Source organism: Pseudomonas sp. AKS31 (genome assembly GCF_023634765.1).
Taxonomy (GTDB): Bacteria; Pseudomonadota; Gammaproteobacteria; order Pseudomonadales; family Pseudomonadaceae; genus Aquipseudomonas.
On sequence record NZ_JAMLFX010000002.1, the window covers coordinates 401,447 to 418,330 of the forward strand.

A 16,884-nucleotide genomic window follows, 5' to 3' on the forward strand; every position below is an offset into this window, starting at 1 on the left:
GTTAGGCGCGCATTGTACCTGCGAAACGGCTGACCGGCACCCGTGTGCCGATATCAGGTAAGCAGCGCTTAACACAATTCAGGAGAGGGCGTAACTGTAAAGTCTGTCAGTTGTGCTGCCGGATTAGAAATATAAATATCAGGAGGCAACAGGAAAGGCACGCGAAGCAAAATGCAACATTCAAACGGAGATTCATTAAATGAAAAGTAATAGCGATTTTACTGCGCTTGGTCTCACTGATTTTGATCTGTTGAAATCGCGGCATGCGAACTCGGGCGAGGATTATTACAAAGCAATCATTTCTCCCCAGCACCCTGGCATTGGCGAGCCGATATTCTCTGCTACCCGGCATCTTTATTTCGGGTCTAAAACAACTTTTAGTGTTATTGGTCAATATATTACGCCCGAAGTGGCTGAAATCATTTCATTTGTAATAAGTCGCGACCTGAAAGACGGCACACATAAAATTGGCGGTGCCGGTAGTCCTGTGCAGGGGGTGATGACTATGTCGTCGCGAGTTTTATATGCAAGTACAGGAGAAATTACGTTCGTCCGCGACAAAGCGAACGATTCGATTACGGCAACATTCAATTTTGAGGTCGAGTTCGATCAACAAAAATATCAAGTAAAAGAAGGGAAGTTGTTTGTTGGAGCAACCGGCCCTCTGTAGGCTGCGTTGGAAACGAAAGTCAGCGCTTTGCAAGCGGCTCTATTAACGTGCCCGTCGTATTTGAATCGCTCCCTCGTTCATTTTTATCTGCGTTTGACGGCCCCCGCATTCGCGGGGGCCGCCTGCGATCACCTCGAAAAATCAGGCCTTGGCCGCCATCGCAGTCACTTCCACGCGCATGCCTTCAACCGCCAGCGAAGCAACGCCCACTGCCGCACGCACCGGCCATGGTTTGGCGAAGAAACGCTGGTAAACCTCGTTGAATGCCGCGCGGTCAGCCATGTCGGTCAGGTAAATGGTCAGGTGCATGACCCGATCCATCGAGCTGCCGGCTCGTTCCAGCGCAACTTTCAGCGCTTGCAGGGTGCATTCGCTTTGCGCGGTGATATCGCCCAGTTCCAGGCTGCCGTCGGCACGGGTCGGGATTTGCGTGGACATCATGATCCCGTTGAACGTGGTGACGTCCGAAGAAATCGAGTCGGCGTCCGGATCCGGAGTGAAGGTGATGTCTTGGTTAGCCATGCTGATCCTTTGATTGAGCGAGTGAAGATGGCCGCAGTTTACAGATACAGCATCGACATGGCCCGTTCCATGGCTACAGAAATCGGTCAGACAGGCTGTGTCGCCGCTTCCGCCGCGAGGGCTGCAAGGGCGCAGGGGCGGTCGCCGATGCGCTGCATATAGCGGGCAAGTGCCGGCCAGTCTTGTATGTCGATGGCAAAGGTCGGCAGCCACCTCAGTACCGTAAACAGATAAGCATCGGCGACGCCGAAGTTGCCCATCAGATAGTCCCGAGCCGACAGTTGCTGATTCAGGTAGTCGAGGCGCTTGAACAGTGTGTGTCGGAAAATCGTTTTGACCGATTCCGGAATCTGCGCATTGAACAGCGGTGCACTGCCACCGTGAATTTCCGTACTGATGAAGTTCAGATGTTCCTGCAGACGCGTGCGCTGCCACGAACCCTGGGGTGGCGCCAGCGTGTTGCCGGGCATTTGATCTACCAGAAACTGCAGGATCGCCGGCCCCTCCGTCAGCACTTCGCCGTTATCCAGAACCAGCGCGGCAACGTAGCCCTTCGGGTTGATCTCACGAAAGTCATGGCCATCAGCGGTGCGTTTACTCTGGTTATTGACGCGAACCAGTTCGAACGGCAAACCCAGTTCCCGCAGCACAATGTGCGGGGAAAGCGAACAGGTCATGGGGGCGAAATACAGTTTCATGGCGCTTCCTTGCTGAAAGAAGGCGCCAGATTCCATTGCCGAAGCGGCTTTCGCAAAGGTCATTTGCGGTGCTAGCGTATGACAAAATCTCATGAGCAATAAAACACCATGACCGTCCGACTTCCCTCGCTTAATGGATTGCGTGCCTTTGAAGCGGTCGCCCGGCACATGAGCTTCACCAAGGCAGCCGAAGAACTCAACGTCACCCAGACCGCCGTCAGTCATCAAATCCGCCGACTCGAAGCTGAACTGGGCGGGCCTTTGTTCTTGCGGCTCAACGAGGGCTTGGCACTGAGCGAGGACGGGCACGCCTACTTGCCGGGTGTGCGTGCGGCGTTTCAGGAACTGCGCTATTCGACTGAACAGTTGCTCGAGTCTCGCAATAAAAGCGTGCTGACGATCAGTACCCTGGTGTCGTTTGCATCGAAGTGGCTGTTGCCGCGCTTGCCGTCCTTTCAGCTGGCGTTTCCCGCTATCGATGTGCGAATCAGTGCGTCGACTGAATTAGTCGATTTTCGCAAAGGTGCTATCGATGCCGCCATTCGCTATGGGCGCGGCGATTGGAAAGGCTTGCGTGGCGATTTTTTGATGTCCGATGAAATTTTCCCGGTGTGCAGTCCGGCACTGGCGAAGACCTTGCGCACACCCGCCGACCTGGCCAATCAGACATTGCTGCAAGTCAGTGGCGCGACGGCCGGTGACTGGAGCGCCTGGCTACGTGCCGCGGGTCAGCCGCCGCAACTCGCCGAAGGCCCGCGCCTGACCTTCGATCTGGCGCTGATGGCGGTGCAGGCAGCGGTTGACGGGCAGGGCGTTTGTATCGGCCGATCCACCTATGTCGAGGACGATCTGCGGGCCGGGCGCCTGGTGGTGCCGTTCGATCTGCGCTTGAAGGATGAACTGGGTTTCTATCTGGTAGCGCCCCATGAAACGGCGGAAGCGAAAAAGATCGTCGCGTTCCGGACATGGCTGTTGGCACTGCCGCCCGGCAAAGATGCGTTTGTATAAGCGTGTATCAAGTTGCTGCGCAGACACACGCGAACAATAAACCCGGGGTTTACGACACATCCGCCACACACGCGGCTCCCAAAGTAGCGGTCACACCACCACTGCGTTTGAGAGGGCAACATCATGCATCGTCCACTGTTACTGACCAGCGCTGCGCTACTCGCTTCTATCATCGGCATCGCCCACGCGGCTGACGCGCCGGCCAAGAACTGGCAACAAGGCTTGAGCCGCACCGATCTGGTTCGCCAGGATCTGGGAGCTGCCGATCGCGAAGTGATTCAGGCGCGCGTCGATTTCGAACCCGGCGTGACCTCGCCTCGGCATGCGCACCCGGGTGTCGAGGTCGCTTACGTGATCAGCGGTACGTTCGAATATCAACTGGAGGGCCGGGCGACAGTGACATTGAAAGCCGGGGATTCGTTGTTCATTCCCGAAGGTGTGGCGCATGTGGCCAAGAATGTGGGGGCGGAGAAGGGCTCGGAGTTGGCTACTTATATCGTCAAGAAGGGTGAGCCAGTGCTGATACTCAAACCGTAGAGCTAACGAGCCGGGCCGTTATAAATCATATGCAGTATCAGTAATTCCGCAAAAGCGACCACCACGCAAAACCTGACGAACCCCGCAGTAAAGACTCTGCGGGGTTTTTCGTAGGTGAAGTCGAAACCGCATAACAACAGCAAAATGCCGAAGAAGGTTTTTATCGCACGCATCAGCGTTGATCCTTGGCCATACCGCGTTGGCACTGCTGATTCATGAGTCGGTTTCAGGTACCACTTTTCAGTGCAGTGTCACAACCCTGCGACTCTCGCCAATCCTGATTCTGTCCAGCGCCCGGTTCAACGCATCGAGCGCATCGAGCAGGGCTTTGGCCTCGGCCTCTCGACCTTCGCCCCAGAGGCGCTCGGCCATTTTGTTCAGGGCCTGAATCGAGCGCTCGATGTCGGCGGCGCTGGCGTTCTTTTCAGGCGCCGGTGGTTTCTTCGGCATTCAGGGTTCCTTTATAGCGCAATGGTGGATCGTCGTTTATGGCAGAGTTTTCGCTGACACGGGTTCGCCTAACGAATGCGTTTGCAGCTGATGTTTGAATAACCTTTGCTTTCCAGGGCCTGGCGAATTTTTGAGGTAGCTTTTTCTGTTCCAAAGCGCTCGACGTCCTCCAGATAGCTTTCGAATAACTCACTGCCAAAACGTTTGCTGTAGATCGACTCCGAAGCGCTATCTCGAGGGCATTTTTCGCACTTGCGTACGCCGTTGACGTCATAGCAGATTTCAAATTCAGCCTTCCTGGCCATACGAAACTCCTTGCCGCTCTGTTGTTGGTTCGGGACTGGTATTAGTCAAGGCGCTGTCCTGATCGGTGTCGCCCGAGCAAGCCTCGCGTTCCCGATCAAAACTCTTCATGTGGTTAAGATAGCTAGCGCTCCAACCGTTAAATGCAACATTTGCGTTTTTGATGGCTTCTTGTTGTGCCTGAGGTGTAGAGGCAATCAAGCCCAAGTAAATGGTCGAGCCGATTTGAACGGCGATTTTGTTCAGTTCCGGGGGGGCATAGGCTGTCAGCTCGAAAGCAGCTTTAATCACTTTTTGGCTGGACTCTTCAGGAAACTTTTTGGCCGTGCCAATTGCCCCTAAAAAACTGCCGACACTACCCAGCAGTTCCGCCGACTTTTGGCGTGCGATCATTTCACGCTCGTCGATTCTTTTCAGGCAGCTTTCAAGGCGAACCTTGTCAGCAGAGCCCATTGTTGCCTTGGCGGCGAGCAAAGCAGCAAAAATCAACGAAAAGGCGGTGATTATCGAGGTAAGAATATTGATGTTATGGGCTCGTTGGGCTGCAGATATTTTTTCGTTGTCAGTGTTTATATCCATATTTTCACTTTGCTCCTGCTTATTCCGGTGGCAAGCCTTGGCTGCTTTTTGTGGACAGTCGCCGACCAGCGAAGAATTCTGGAAATCTCAATCGCCAGAAACGACAAAGCCCTGAATAATCAGGGCTTTGTCGGTACAGAATATGGCGGAGGCGATGGGATTCGAACTCATGGACCTGTTACAGTCGACGGTTTTCAAGACCGTTGCCTTAAACCACTCGGCCACACCTCCGTTGCGTTGCGGGCGCCATAATACCTGAATGAAACACACTGTCAAACTCTCTGCATGGCTTGTTACAGAGCGTCTGTTATGATCTTTGCGACTGAACGTTTCAAACCAACAGGAGTGTCGCCATGCGCGAACAGGATTACGCAGTTAATAACAGCGTGCAGGCTGAGCAGCTAGAGGTTAGCCGCGTCCTGCGCAACACTTACGGCCTACTGGCTCTGACCCTCGCATTCAGCGGTGTGATGGCTTTCGTCGCGCAGCAGATGCGGGTTGGCTACCCGAACATTTTCGTGGTGCTGATCGGCTTCTACGGGCTGTTCTTCCTTACCAACAAACTGCGTGATTCCGCGTGGGGCCTGGTCTCTGCGTTTGCCCTGACCGGTTTCATGGGTTTCCTGCTTGGCCCGATCCTCAACCGTTACCTTGGCATGCAGGGCGGCGCTGAAGTGGTCAGCTCGGCGTTCGCCATGACCGCACTGGTGTTCGGTGGTCTGTCGGCCTATGTGCTGATCACCCGCAAGGACATGAGCTTCCTCGGTGGTTTCATCACCGCTGGTTTCTTCGTCCTGCTGGGTGCAACGCTGGCGAGCTTCTTCTTCCAGGTCAGCGGCCTGCAACTGGCGATCAGCGCAGGTTTCGTGCTGTTCTCGTCGGTGTGCATCCTGTTCCAGACCAGCGCCATCATCCACGGTGGTGAGCGTAACTACATCATGGCGACCATCAGCCTGTATGTATCGATCTACAACCTGTTCATCAGCCTGTTGCAGATCTTCGGCATCATGAGCCGCGACGACTGATCGTTAGTCGTTTCAACAAAAAACCCGCTTCGGCGGGTTTTTTGTTGCTCTCCGAAAAGCGTAGTGGCCTTTTACCTACAAAATGATCTGAAAATAGTGGCGTCTTTTTGGAAATCACCTACACCTAAATACCAAGGAAGAGCAGTAGCCTGATCGACAGGAGTCGGTAACCAGCACCCCACGTGTGATTCCTGCGTCCCTCGCATTCACTTCCCTTGCTGTTGATCGCCAGGCCTTTCGGTCGAGAGCGACTGTATTCATTCGTCCAGTGAAAACCGGGAGGTGAACCACGCCAAATTCCATGCACCGTGACCGTATCCCGGCGAACGACCGGGACCCTGATACCAGAAAAATAATGGAGGCCCTGCCATTGCAGGCGTTGTCCCAATCAAGGAGATCATCGATGAATCAGCCCCAAGGAAAACTGGCTGTACTGGCCGTCACCACCGCACTGTTCAGCGCGTCAACTCTGGCCGGCGTCTATCCTGACTTCGGCTATCAACCGCCTTCCAGCCAATACTCTGGCCCACTGTTTGAGTTGAGCCAGAATTACCCGGCAACAGCGCCGAAAGTACCGCTACCCGGTTTTTTCAAGAATCTGCCGACCAAGCCAGATAACAATTTTGAGACTTGGCGTGCGTACATGGAGGAAGTCAAAACCTATTGCCTCGAAGGCAACGTCGAGGCTGATTGGTACGTGCAGAACAATAAAAAGCGTCAGTGGTATCACATGCCGTGGCAGCACTACGGCCCGCTGGGGCGCGAAGGGATTCACGGCTTGACCAAAGAAGCGCAGATCCAGGTCAAGCAGTTGGCGGCGACACAAACCGCCACTGGCCAGACCTACGCGGTGGGTATCTATAACGACATCGGCGCCTATACGATTGGTCAAGTCTGGAAAGACCCGAACAATCCAGATCCCAAGTACACCTCGGCACCCAACAGTTTCCCTGACGGCACCGTCGTCTGCAAAGCACTGTTCGCCGATATCGATCGCAGCACCGTGCCGTTTCTGGTGAACCCGGTGTTGTGGAAGGGCTATGTCACCGAAACGTTCACGTCGGCCAATCGCAAGGTCAAAGACGTCGCATTGATCCAGATGGACATCGCCGTGCGTGATACGCGCATGAGCGACACCGGGTGGATCTTCGGTACCTTCCAGTACAACGGTGAGAAAACCGGCAAGCCTGGCTGGGACAATCTGGTGCCGGTGGGGATCATGTGGGGCAATGATCCGCAAAACACCGGGAATGATCACACCAATCCGCAACCGACGGTGACCAAGATCAACAGCGGACTGCAACAGACTGCGATCAACGCCAATACCAAGGAATTGCCGCCCACCCATTTGGGCTGGAATGGTCGCCTCAATGGTCCGGTGGACAACCCCAACAGTTCTTGCCTGAGCTGCCATGCGACCGCTGAAACGCCGCAAGTGGCGATCATGAATCCAACGTTCCAGGCCAATGCGCCGCAGCCGGGGTCGCCTGAATGGATGAAGTGGTTCCAGAACATACCGGCCGGCCATGCTTTCACGCCGGGCACTCAAAGCACTGACTACAGCCTGCAGTTGTCCGGCGGTCTGGTGAATTACTTCGAGTGGAAATGCGACATGAGTGGCATCTACGCTGACGGCAAGAATGCGTGCAGCAAAGCGTCGGACGTGAAACTGAAAATGCTCAATTCCACCAACAACGCCACGCCGAAGCCATTGCAGAAAGTCATTCGTGACCCGAGCCTGCAGCAACTGCTGGAGTAAGCAGCGAAAAGCCTGCGCACGTTTCGGCGTGCGCAGGCTTTTTCAGTTGATCAGGATGCTGCCATCAGTCTGCTGTCACAGCACCATTGCCCGAATTCTCATTACCGCCCATCCTTCGCCGGAAAAACCTCAATCTACGCCGAACGTGCAAAAAAACACATCAGGCCATCGGCGGCAAACGAGGCTTCACCGGAGTCTTCTTGACGATCGCAGTATTGGTTTCAGCCAGGGTATTGAGCCGGTCGAGCAGGGTATCCAGTTGTTCCATCGAGCGCACATGCAGTCGAGCGATAAAACAGTCCTCGCCCGTGACTTTGTCGCACTCGGTAAATTCCGGAATTGCCAGAATCTGCCGTTCCACCTCCTGCAACTGCCCCGGCAGCGGGCGAACCCGGACGATGGCCTGCAACTGATAGCCGAAGCACTTGGGGTCGATTTCGACGGTGTAGCCCTTGAGAACGCCGCGCTCTTCGAGTCGCCGCAAGCGCTCGGCCACACTCGGCGAAGACAAACCACTGATTTGCGCCAAGGCCTTGAGTGATCGCCGCGAATCCTCCATCAGGGCGCTGATAAGTATCTGATCAATATCGTCGGTCATGCGCAAACTCCAGGATTAGGCGATTTCAAGTTATCACCCTCGATAAAAAAGGCATTCATCGAGTTTAGCCTGCTTTTTGCGCTGGAGTGCTTTGCGGCTGGCTTGGCATACTTTTGCCACGCTTTCCCCACATGCTCAGGAGATGGATGATGGACAACACACTGCGTCGCGGCTCATTGGAAATGACCGCTGCCATGCTGATATCCGGGACGATCGGCTGGTTCGTGCTGGTATCCGGCCAGCCGGTGCTGGACGTGGTGTTCTGGCGCTGCGTGTTCGGCGCCGGCACCTTGCTGCTGATTTGCGCAGCATTCGGCTTTCTGCGGCCAGGCATTCTGACCCGCACCACCTTCCTGCTCGCGGTGCTCAGCGGGGTGGCGATTGTCGGTAACTGGGTGTTGTTGTTTGCCTCTTATTCAAGGGCTTCGATTGCCATCGGCACGGCGGTATACAACGTGCAGCCGTTCATGCTGGTCGGCTTGGCGGCGCTGTTTCTCGGCGAGAAAATCACCTTGCAAAAGCTGTTCTGGCTGGCGATTTCGTTCACGGGCATGTTGGCGATTGTCAGTGCCCACGGTACTCAGGGTGAGAGCGGCAATGACTATCTGATGGGCATTGCGCTGGCATTGGGTGCGGCGTTTCTGTATGCGATTGCGGCGTTGATCATCAAGCGCCTGACCGGCACGCCTCCGCATCTGATTGCGCTGATTCAGGTCTGCACCGGGGTTCTGCTGTTGGCGCCATTTGCGCACTTCAGCGCGTTGCCGCAAGCGCCGAGTGCCTGGGCCAGCCTGCTGACGTTAGGCATCGTCCACACCGGTCTGATGTATGTGCTGCTGTACGGCGCCATCCAGAAATTACCCACCGCATTGACCGGCGCGCTGTCGTTCATCTACCCGATTGCCGCGATATTCGTCGACTGGTTCGCCTTCGGCCATCGTCTGGAGATCCTGCAATGGGTTGGCGTGGCGGCGATCCTGCTGGCTGCCGCCGGGATGCAACAGGGCTGGGGCCTGAAGCCCCGGCGACTGGCTGCGCAGTAACCCTCAGATGTTCCAGCGCGGCGCGGTTTTCGCCAGGCGCTGGCGCATCTCGCCGATGTTCGCCGCCAATTGCCGGGTCAACAAACGATAGCCATCCAGCGCGCTGTAAACCGGCGCATCAAGACTGGTCTCCGGCAATTCCAAAGGCCTGTCCAGACGTTGCGAAGCGCCGGTTTTCAACGCCCGGGCCATGCCGATCAATTGCACGCGAATTTGCCGGTGCTCGGCTTTCAGCGCTGTTTGCAAATGCGCCATCGCCTCGGGGTCGTTAGCATCCGGTCGCGTGTTGCCAAGAATCTCCAGCGTGCTGATGCACATGCGCAAGTTGCGCTGGATCGCATCGAGTTCCGTCATGGACACCTTCACTTCCTTGGACACTGACGGCATCAGCGAACGCAACTGCACCATCACCGCGCCGAGCCGACCCATCAATTTCAAATGCTCATCGGCGCTGACCGGTTGGCCGCTGATGATCCGCCCGTACACCGTGGCGCAATCGCGCAGGGCATCGGCGAGGTTGTAGCGCCACGAATACACCGCGTAGAGCGGCAGGGCGAAAGAGAAGGCCAGGGCGAGGGCGATGCCGATCAGAATATCGACCCCGCGCCACAAACCATCGGTGATCGGGTTGTCGCCATGCCCGGCGACAATGAACACGGTAATCGCCGAGAGCAGCGCGGTGTAACCCCCCTTGCCGATGGCGTGATAAGAGAAGAAACCGCAGACCACCGCCATCGAAAAATACGTCAGCCACGGCATGCCGAGCCACGCGTGCTGCGCCACCAGCAACAAACCGACACCCGCGCCGATCAACGTGCCGGTGGCTCGCTCAGCGGCTTTCTTGCCGATGTTGCCGTGATGCTGCAAACCGCCGATCACTACCAGCATGGTCACCGAGGCCCATTCGCCGTGGGGCAGGTTGATGCCAGTGGTCAGCAGAATCGTCGCCAGCAAGCCGAGGGCAACGCGCACCGCATGGATCAGTCGCGCGTGCCGGTAACGTCGGTAGGGATCCAGCAACGGACGCAAGACACGGCGCAGCAAGGGCGGAAGTTGATGGGTGCTGTAAGTACTCAGTGCGGGCCTCTCGTGATTGGGCTTCAGGTCAATGGAAAGGGAAAATGTAATTCATCCATGCTGCCATACGCAGGAGGATTTTGCGCATCGTGCCAATGTGGTGGAAGTGCTGACTGTACAACGCGGCCTGCCCGTAAGCACCGCCGGGCATCAGTTTGCTGTATTGGGCGAAGGCCGGATCGGTGATTTCGATGATCACCGGCACACGCCCGGCCGGCGGCGAACCGGTATAGCCGATCAGCGTGCCGGAGGGTTGCACCTGACCTTCGGCAATCACCCCGATGACGTTTTTCACCCGGCCGGCGAACACCTTGCCGGGAATGCCGTCGAACGCGACTTCCGCCTCGTCCCCGACGGTCAGGCGCAGCAGGCTGTTCTGGCGCATCCACGCGGCAAAATATTGGCCCTCCTCGGGAATGAACACCATCGACGGGCGCAACGGCAACTTGCTCGCCATCATCCCCGGCCGCAGCGAAACATGGGTAACAAAGCCTTTGCTCGGCGCGCGGACGGTGGTGTTGTCCAGTTCGAATTGGGCGTTGTCCAGTTGCGCCTGCAGATCATCGGTGCGGGCGATCGCGGCATCCAGTTCGCGCTGGGTGCCGAAGTTGCGCCGGATCAACTCGGTAATGCGGTAGCGATCACCCTTGGCCGCCACCAGTTGCGCCTTGAGCGATTTCAGCCGGTTTTGAAACGGCGTGGGGTCGATGCGAAACAGCACATCGCCTTTTTCCAGCGGTTCATTACCCTTCACCGGCACTTCAATGACCTGGCCGCTGACGATGGGAATGACCGGCACGGAAACGAAGTAAGTGCGCGCCACCTCGGAGTAGGGATGGTTGTAGTTCATGGTGAAAATCAAGGCGCCGATCATGAGGATGCCGCCCAGTACGGCGGTGGGCACCGTCCATTTGTTCAGCGGGATGCGAAAGATCTTGAACACTGCGACGCAGATCGCGGCGTAAGTCAGGATAAGGAGCAGATCCATGGCGCTCAGCCCTCCCGGTTGTGAGGGGCAGTGGCATTCAGCGCTTCGAGTCGTTCGATGCGATCTTGCAGTTCGACGACCTGTTGCTCCAGGCGAGTGACATGGTTTTGCACGGATTTGCCGTCACCGAAGCCCCAGCCGCGATCTTCCCGATAGGCCATCGCCCAGATCCACAGGAAGGGCCAGAGCGCATGCAGGGTGAACAGACTGACCCAGCCAGTGGCATGGATCGCATCCTGATGCGGGTGGTTACGATGAACGGCAATTTCGTACGGAATGTCATGCAGCACGATGATCCCGTAAAACAGCACGAGCCCGGCAAACACCAACACGCCTAACGCGAAGTAATCGAGCATGATCAAGCTCCCGGCATCCAGCACAGTGCTGGCATCAGTGTAGACACTGATTTGCCGGGCGCTTGGCGACTTTGGATCAGAACCGCATGTGGTCGCCTTCTTGCTTATTCATGATGCGGGTGACAGTGATCAGAAGATGTAATCGGTGGTCAGGAAGCTCGAATCACGCCCGCGAATGATCTCGCTGATCAGGTCCTTGTTGCTGTCCTGGAACTTGGTTGCCACCAGCGTACGGATCGAGAACACCCGCAATGCATCGTGCACCGAGAGCGTACCTTCCGCGGAGTTCTTGCGGCCATTGAACGGGTAAGTGTCCGGCCCGCGCTGGCATTGCGCGTTGAGGTTGATCCGCCCGACCTGGTTGGCAAAGGTGTCGACCAGCCGGCCGACCGCCACCGGGTTGGTGCCGAAGATGCTCAACTGTTGGCCGAAATCCGACTCCAGCACATAGTCGATCACGGTATCGAGATGACGGTACGACACGATCGGCACGACCGGACCGAATTGCTCTTCCTGATAGACGCGCATCTGCGGATTCACCGGGTACAGCACCGCCGGGTAGAAGAACGACTCGCGGGATTCACCGCCATTGGGGTTGACCACTTCGGCGCCTTTGCTGCGTGCATCCGCCACCAGGCCGTGCAGGTAATCGACCTTGCCCGACTCCGGCAACGGCGTCAGCGACACGCCGCTGTCCCATGGCATGCCCGGTTTCAGCGTGGCCAGCCTGGTGTTGAATTTTTCGATGAAGCTGTCGACCACATCTTCGTGGACGAAGAGGATTTTCAGCGCGGTGCAGCGCTGACCATTGAACGACAGCGAACCGGTGACTGCTTCACTGACGGCGTTGTCGAGATCGACTTCCGGCAAGACGATGCCAGGATTCTTCGCGTCCAGACCCAGCGCGGCGCGCAAACGGTGAGGTTTGGGGTGGAGTTTCTTCAGGTCGCTGGCGGCTTTGTTGGTGCCGATGAAGGCGAAGATGTCGATCTTGCCGCTGGCCATCAGCGCGCTGACGGTTTCACGGCCGCTGCCGTAGATCACGTTGATTACGCCGGTGGGGAAGCTGTCGCGGAAGGCTTCGAGCAACGGACGGATCAGCAGTACGCCGAGTTTGGCCGGTTTGAATACCACGGTGTTGCCCATGATCAGCGCCGGGATCAGCGTGGTGAAGGTTTCATTCAGCGGGTAGTTGTAAGGGCCCATGCACAGGGCGACGCCGAGCGGTACGCGGCGGATCTGCCCGAGCGTGTCCTGTTCCAGCTCGAAACGGCTGGAGCGGCGGTCGAGTTCCTTGAGCGCATTGATGGTGTCGACGATGTAGTCACAGGTACGGTCGAACTCTTTTTCCGAATCCTTGAGGTTCTTGCCGATTTCCCACATCAGCAATTTCACCACGGCATCGCGCTGCTGGCGCATGCGGCCGAGGAAGGCCTCGACGTGCTGGATGCGTTCGGCCACGCGCATGGTCGGCCACAGGCCCTGACCACGGTCATAGGCGCGCACGGCGGCGTCGAGGGCAGTAAGGGCGGTGTCGGCATCGAGCAGCGGCGTGCTGCCGAGGATCACTTGTTCGTCGCCGTTGTCACCTTTCAGATAGACCGGGCTGCGCACCTGCGCGAGCGGGCCGTCCCAGCGACGCAACTGGCCGTCGACGAGGTATTCGCGTTGCTCGACCTGACCGTCGAGGCGGTATTTTTCCGGGATGTCGCTGACAGAAGGGAACAGGTTGCCAAGGATGTTTGCTGTGGTCATGTCGCTACCCCGTGTTGATGTCCGTATGCAGATCAAAAAGCCTTCACCGGTTATACGCCTGAATGCGCCGGAATTTAATCCCGCAAATGTCACCCGAATGTCACGCAAAGGCGCACAGCAGAGGGGCTGGCAACACCGCGAACTCTGTGGGAGCTGGCTTGCCAGCGATGTGGCCGGTACTTTCAACATCTTCATTGCCTGACACACCGCTATCGCTGGCAAGCCAGCTCCCACAGGGTTTTGTGTCTATAGCCGATCCCGAGGCGAGTCTTGGCTGGCCCCGTTTGCCCCCCTCGCTGTCCCGCAATGCCCTCAACCCGCTGAAGCCGCTGCCTTAATGTGTGAGCACAACAATAAGCGAGGCCGTTATGCGGGCAATCCGACTCACTCTACTGCTGGCGTTGACGATGGCGCTGCCTGGCTGCGGCGAAGACCCCAAACCTCCGGCCCCCACCAGCAACGCCATGCCCAAGGACCCGGCACTGGCGCAGATCTACGCCAACAGCTGCCAGCTCTGCCACGCCAATCCCGCCGCCAACGCACCCCTCACCGGTGATCGCAAAGCCTGGGAACCGCGCATCCGGCAAGGCACCGACACGCTGCTCGATCACGCCATCAACGGCTACAACGGTATGCCGCCGATGGGCCAATGCGTCGAGTGCAGCGAAGAACAATTCCTGCAACTGATCGGCTTCATGGCCGACCAGCCGCTCCCACAATAAGGTGGCCGGCATGACGATGGATCTGACACGGCGTCAGTTGTTGCAGCGGGCAAGCATCGTCGGCGCGTTCAGTGCGTTGGCGAGCCATCCGGCATTGGGTCAATTGCTGCGTGCGCCACGGTTGATTCCGTGGCGCAACTGGTCGGGCGGACAAAGTTGCCTGCCAGCGGCGCGACTGGCGCCGAAGAGTCTCGATGAACTGACAGCCGTCATCAAACAAGCACAAGGCAAGATCCGCCCGGTCGGCTCCGCGCATTCGTTCAGTGCGTTGGTGCCTACCGACGGCACGCTGTTGTCGCTGAGCTATTTCAGCGGTCTGCTCGATCACGATGCGAAAACCCTGCAAGCCGAATTCGCCGCCGGCACACCCATGTCACGCATGGGCCAGCCGCTGAAAGACATCGGCCAGGCCCTGCAGAACATGGCCGATATCGATTACCAGACCCTCGCCGGGGCCATTGCCACCTCGACCCACGGCACCGGGAAAAACTTCCAGTCGTACTCGGCGCATGTCTGCGGCATGCAACTGGTGACCGCCAGCGGCGAAGTGTTGGACTGCGACAGTCAGCGCCACCCGGAGGTGTTCAACGCCGCCCGCGTTTCACTCGGTGCGCTCGGTGTCGCCACGAAAATCCGCCTGCAAAACCGCCCGGCCTATCGCCTGCGCGAACGCCAGTGGATCGCCAAGACCGAGGAACTGCTTGAGGACATCGACAACAACACCCGCGAAAACCAGCACTGGGAAATGCTCGTCGTCACGCATTCCGACTACGCCTTGTCCATCGCCCTCAACGAAACCGAAGACCCGGCCACGCCACCGATTCCACCGGAAGAAGAGGGCGGTAACGAGTTCGTCACCCTGATCGAGAAGATCGACAAGTACGGCAGCGACTTTCCCGACCTGCGCCGCACACTGCTCAACAGCCTGCGTCATCTGGCCAGTTTCGATGAGCGCGTCGGCGACTCGTTCGACATCTACGCCAACGTGCGCACGGTGCGGTTCAACGAAATGGAGTATTCAGTGCCTGCCGAACACGGCCCGGCCTGTCTGCGCGAGATTCTCAAGCTGATTCAGGACAAGGACCTGCGCACCTGGTTTCCCATCGAGTATCGCTACGTCAAGGCTGACGACATTCCGCTGAGCATGTTCGAGGGCCGCGACAGTTGTTCGATCTCGGTGCATCAGCATTATCAGATGGATCATCACAACTTTTTTGCCGCGGTCGAGCCGATCTTCTGGAAGTACAACGGCCGACCGCACTGGGGCAAATTGCACACGCTCAATGCAAAGAATCTGCAACCGCTGTATCCGCGCTGGCGCGAGTTTGTCGATGTGCGCCAGGCGCTGGATCCGAGTGGACGGTTTCTCAATGCGCATCTGGCGTCGATTCTGGGGGTGAGCTGATGGCGGTCAATCGACGTAATTTCCTCCTCGGCACATTGGGTGTCGGTGCTTTGTTGGTCGGCGTTGGCGCGTGGTTGCGGCCGGGGGATCGTGGCGCGCCTTACAGCGAATACTTCCGGGCGCTGAACAAGGAATTGAAGGAAAAGGGGCCTATGCGCCCGGTGCTGCTGATCGATCTGGATCGCCTCGATCACAACATCGATGTGGTGCTGCAGTCGGTCAGACGCGGCGGCAAGCAGTTGCGTCTGGTGGAAAAGTCGCTGCCGTCACCGGGACTGTTGAGCTACATCGCGCAACGTGCCGGAACGCAGAAGCTGATGTCGTTTCATCAGCCGTTTCTCAATCACGATGCGCAGGTGTTTCCGCAGTCCGACATCTTGCTGGGCAAGCCATTGCCGGTGCGCTCGGCCGAGCTGTTTTATCAAACCCACAAAGGCCCGTTCGATCCCGCAAAGCAGTTGCAATGGTTGCTCGACGGGCCGCAGCGCCTGCAGCAATACCTCGCGCTCGCTCAGGGGTTGGGCACGCGGATGCGCATCAACATTGAACTGGATGTCGGCTTGCATCGCGGCGGGGTCAGCGACCTCACGGTGTTGGGGCAGATGCTCACGCTGATCAGCGCCAACCCCCAGCATCTGGAATTCGCCGGGTTCATGGGTTACGACCCGTTCGTGGGCATGGGCGTGCCGGGGATTCTTGGTTCGTCGGAAGAGTTGTTCGCCAGGGTCATGCTGATTTATCAGCGTTGCGTCGATTTCACCCGGCAGCAATTTCCGGCGTTGTGGCACGACGGGTTGTGCCTGAACACCGCCGGCAGCCCGAGCTACCGCATGCATGAAAACGAGAAACTGAGTACCGAGGTTTCCGTGGGCACGGCAATGCTCAAACCGACGCACTACGATTTGCCGTCGCTGACCGAGCATGTGCCCGCGACTTACATCGCCACGCCAGTCTTGAAAAGCACAGGCGCGGTGAATATTCCGGCGCTGGATGACAAGTCGAAGCTGTTGTCGTGGTGGGATCAGAATCAGCGCCAGACCTATTTCATCTACGGCGGTAACTGGATGGCCGAGTTTGAATCGCCCCAGGGTTTACAGAGCAACAGCGTCTACGGACGCAGCTCAAATCAAGAGATGGTCAATGGCTCCAACGCCGTGGGCCTGACCATCGAAGATCAAGTCTTCCTGCGCCCGACCCAGACCGAAGCCGTACTGCTGCAATTCGGCGATCTGCTCGCCTTGCGCAACGGCAAGATCGTCGACACCTGGCCCGTCTACACCTGACCCAAAATCACCTAAACACTGCAAAACCCTGTGGGAGCTGGCTTGCCAGCGATAGCGTCATGTCAGCAACCCTTTACTTCACTGACAGACCGCTATCGCTGGCAAG

20 protein-coding genes and 1 tRNA gene are annotated in these 16,884 nt (G+C 57.6%); 10 read left to right on the forward strand and 11 right to left on the reverse strand.

The window, feature by feature from the left end; translation table 11 throughout:
* Nucleotides 1-199 precede the first annotated feature (199 nt).
* Nucleotides 200-670, forward strand: coding sequence for a hypothetical protein (locus M9827_RS07870; protein ID WP_250604853.1), 471 nt, complete (start codon nucleotides 200-202; stop codon nucleotides 668-670).
* Nucleotides 671-811: 141 nt separating this feature from the next.
* Here the strand turns inward: M9827_RS07870 and M9827_RS07875 are convergent, their stop codons facing one another.
* Complete coding sequence (locus M9827_RS07875) at nucleotides 812-1,192, reverse strand: RidA family protein (protein ID WP_134177145.1); 381 nt, start codon at nucleotides 1,190-1,192, stop codon at nucleotides 812-814.
* 86 nt (nucleotides 1,193-1,278) lie between these two features.
* A complete protein-coding gene (gstA, locus tag M9827_RS07880; RefSeq protein WP_250604855.1) occupies nucleotides 1,279-1,890 on the reverse strand; it encodes a glutathione transferase GstA in 612 nt (203 codons plus the stop codon).
* Nucleotides 1,891-1,998: 108 nt separating this feature from the next.
* Here gstA and M9827_RS07885 point away from each other — a divergent pair, with 108 nt between their 5' ends.
* Complete coding sequence (locus M9827_RS07885) at nucleotides 1,999-2,898, forward strand: transcriptional regulator GcvA (protein ID WP_250604857.1); 900 nt, start codon at nucleotides 1,999-2,001, stop codon at nucleotides 2,896-2,898.
* A 123-nt stretch (nucleotides 2,899-3,021) separates the two neighbouring features.
* Nucleotides 3,022-3,435, forward strand: a complete 414-nt coding sequence (locus M9827_RS07890; protein ID WP_250604860.1) for a cupin domain-containing protein — start codon at nucleotides 3,022-3,024, stop codon at nucleotides 3,433-3,435.
* 240 nt (nucleotides 3,436-3,675) lie between these two features.
* Here M9827_RS07890 and M9827_RS07895 read toward each other — a convergent pair whose 3' ends face one another.
* The 4 genes from M9827_RS07895 to M9827_RS07910 form a co-directional block, all read right to left on the reverse strand.
* A complete protein-coding gene (locus M9827_RS07895; protein WP_250604862.1) occupies nucleotides 3,676-3,885 on the reverse strand; it encodes a hypothetical protein in 210 nt (69 codons plus the stop codon).
* A 68-nt stretch (nucleotides 3,886-3,953) separates the two neighbouring features.
* The gene (locus M9827_RS07900; RefSeq protein WP_250604864.1) at nucleotides 3,954-4,190 is read right to left on the reverse strand and encodes a hypothetical protein; all 237 of its coding nucleotides are present in this window, start codon (nucleotides 4,188-4,190) and stop codon (nucleotides 3,954-3,956) included.
* Nucleotides 4,174-4,767 carry a hypothetical protein gene (locus M9827_RS07905; RefSeq protein ID WP_250604866.1) on the reverse strand — a complete coding sequence of 198 codons (594 nt, stop codon included), beginning with the start codon at nucleotides 4,765-4,767 and terminating at the stop codon, nucleotides 4,174-4,176. The genes M9827_RS07900 and M9827_RS07905 overlap by 17 nt, the downstream gene beginning before the upstream one ends.
* Nucleotides 4,768-4,910: 143 nt before the next feature.
* Nucleotides 4,911-4,998 (reverse strand) — tRNA-Ser (locus M9827_RS07910).
* Between the two features lie 122 nt (nucleotides 4,999-5,120).
* On the opposite strand from M9827_RS07910, the gene M9827_RS07915 reads away from it, so the two are divergent.
* Together M9827_RS07915 and M9827_RS07920 are read left to right on the forward strand one after the other, a co-directional pair.
* Nucleotides 5,121-5,792: a Bax inhibitor-1/YccA family protein gene (locus tag M9827_RS07915; protein ID WP_007915443.1), complete on the forward strand. Its 672-nt coding sequence runs from the start codon at nucleotides 5,121-5,123 to the stop codon at nucleotides 5,790-5,792.
* A 403-nt stretch (nucleotides 5,793-6,195) separates the two neighbouring features.
* Nucleotides 6,196-7,551 carry a hypothetical protein gene (locus M9827_RS07920; RefSeq protein WP_250604868.1) on the forward strand — a complete coding sequence of 452 codons (1,356 nt, stop codon included), beginning with the start codon at nucleotides 6,196-6,198 and terminating at the stop codon, nucleotides 7,549-7,551.
* A gap of 160 nt (nucleotides 7,552-7,711) precedes the next feature.
* Here M9827_RS07920 and M9827_RS07925 read toward each other — a convergent pair whose 3' ends face one another.
* Nucleotides 7,712-8,149 carry an Lrp/AsnC family transcriptional regulator gene (locus tag M9827_RS07925; protein ID WP_250604870.1) on the reverse strand — a complete coding sequence of 146 codons (438 nt, stop codon included), beginning with the start codon at nucleotides 8,147-8,149 and terminating at the stop codon, nucleotides 7,712-7,714.
* A gap of 149 nt (nucleotides 8,150-8,298) precedes the next feature.
* Here M9827_RS07925 and M9827_RS07930 point away from each other — a divergent pair, with 149 nt between their 5' ends.
* Nucleotides 8,299-9,192, forward strand: coding sequence for a DMT family transporter (locus M9827_RS07930; RefSeq protein ID WP_250604872.1), 894 nt, complete (start codon nucleotides 8,299-8,301; stop codon nucleotides 9,190-9,192).
* 3 nt (nucleotides 9,193-9,195) lie between these two features.
* Here the strand turns inward: M9827_RS07930 and M9827_RS07935 are convergent, their stop codons facing one another.
* The 4 genes from M9827_RS07935 to M9827_RS07950 all read right to left on the reverse strand — a co-directional run bounded on the left by M9827_RS07935 (nucleotide 9,196) and on the right by M9827_RS07950 (nucleotide 13,368).
* Nucleotides 9,196-10,236: an FUSC family protein gene (locus M9827_RS07935; protein ID WP_250604874.1), complete on the reverse strand. Its 1,041-nt coding sequence runs from the start codon at nucleotides 10,234-10,236 to the stop codon at nucleotides 9,196-9,198.
* A gap of 61 nt (nucleotides 10,237-10,297) precedes the next feature.
* Nucleotides 10,298-11,257 carry an HlyD family secretion protein gene (locus M9827_RS07940; protein ID WP_250604876.1) on the reverse strand — a complete coding sequence of 320 codons (960 nt, stop codon included), beginning with the start codon at nucleotides 11,255-11,257 and terminating at the stop codon, nucleotides 10,298-10,300.
* 5 nt (nucleotides 11,258-11,262) lie between these two features.
* Entirely contained in the window at nucleotides 11,263-11,613 is a 351-nt protein-coding gene (locus M9827_RS07945) for a DUF3302 domain-containing protein (RefSeq protein ID WP_250604878.1), read from the reverse strand.
* Nucleotides 11,614-11,742: 129 nt separating this feature from the next.
* Nucleotides 11,743-13,368 carry an NADP-dependent glyceraldehyde-3-phosphate dehydrogenase gene (locus M9827_RS07950; RefSeq protein WP_250604880.1) on the reverse strand — a complete coding sequence of 542 codons (1,626 nt, stop codon included), beginning with the start codon at nucleotides 13,366-13,368 and terminating at the stop codon, nucleotides 11,743-11,745.
* Between M9827_RS07950 and M9827_RS07955 the strand changes: the two genes are divergently transcribed.
* From M9827_RS07955 to M9827_RS07970, 4 genes are all read left to right on the forward strand, one after another.
* Nucleotides 13,367-13,570, forward strand: a complete 204-nt coding sequence (locus M9827_RS07955) for a hypothetical protein (RefSeq protein ID WP_250604882.1) — start codon at nucleotides 13,367-13,369, stop codon at nucleotides 13,568-13,570. The two genes, M9827_RS07950 and M9827_RS07955, sit on opposite strands and share 2 nt — an antisense overlap.
* Before the next feature lie 166 nt (nucleotides 13,571-13,736).
* A complete protein-coding gene (locus M9827_RS07960) occupies nucleotides 13,737-14,090 on the forward strand; it encodes a c-type cytochrome (RefSeq protein WP_250604883.1) in 354 nt (117 codons plus the stop codon).
* Nucleotides 14,091-14,166: 76 nt separating this feature from the next.
* The gene (locus M9827_RS07965) at nucleotides 14,167-15,495 is read left to right on the forward strand and encodes a D-arabinono-1,4-lactone oxidase (protein WP_250605463.1); all 1,329 of its coding nucleotides are present in this window, start codon (nucleotides 14,167-14,169) and stop codon (nucleotides 15,493-15,495) included.
* A gap of 74 nt (nucleotides 15,496-15,569) precedes the next feature.
* Nucleotides 15,570-16,778 (forward strand): DSD1 family PLP-dependent enzyme, encoded by a 1,209-nt coding sequence (locus tag M9827_RS07970; protein ID WP_250605464.1) that lies wholly within the window; start codon nucleotides 15,570-15,572, stop codon nucleotides 16,776-16,778.
* The last annotated feature ends 106 nt before the right edge of the window (nucleotides 16,779-16,884 follow it).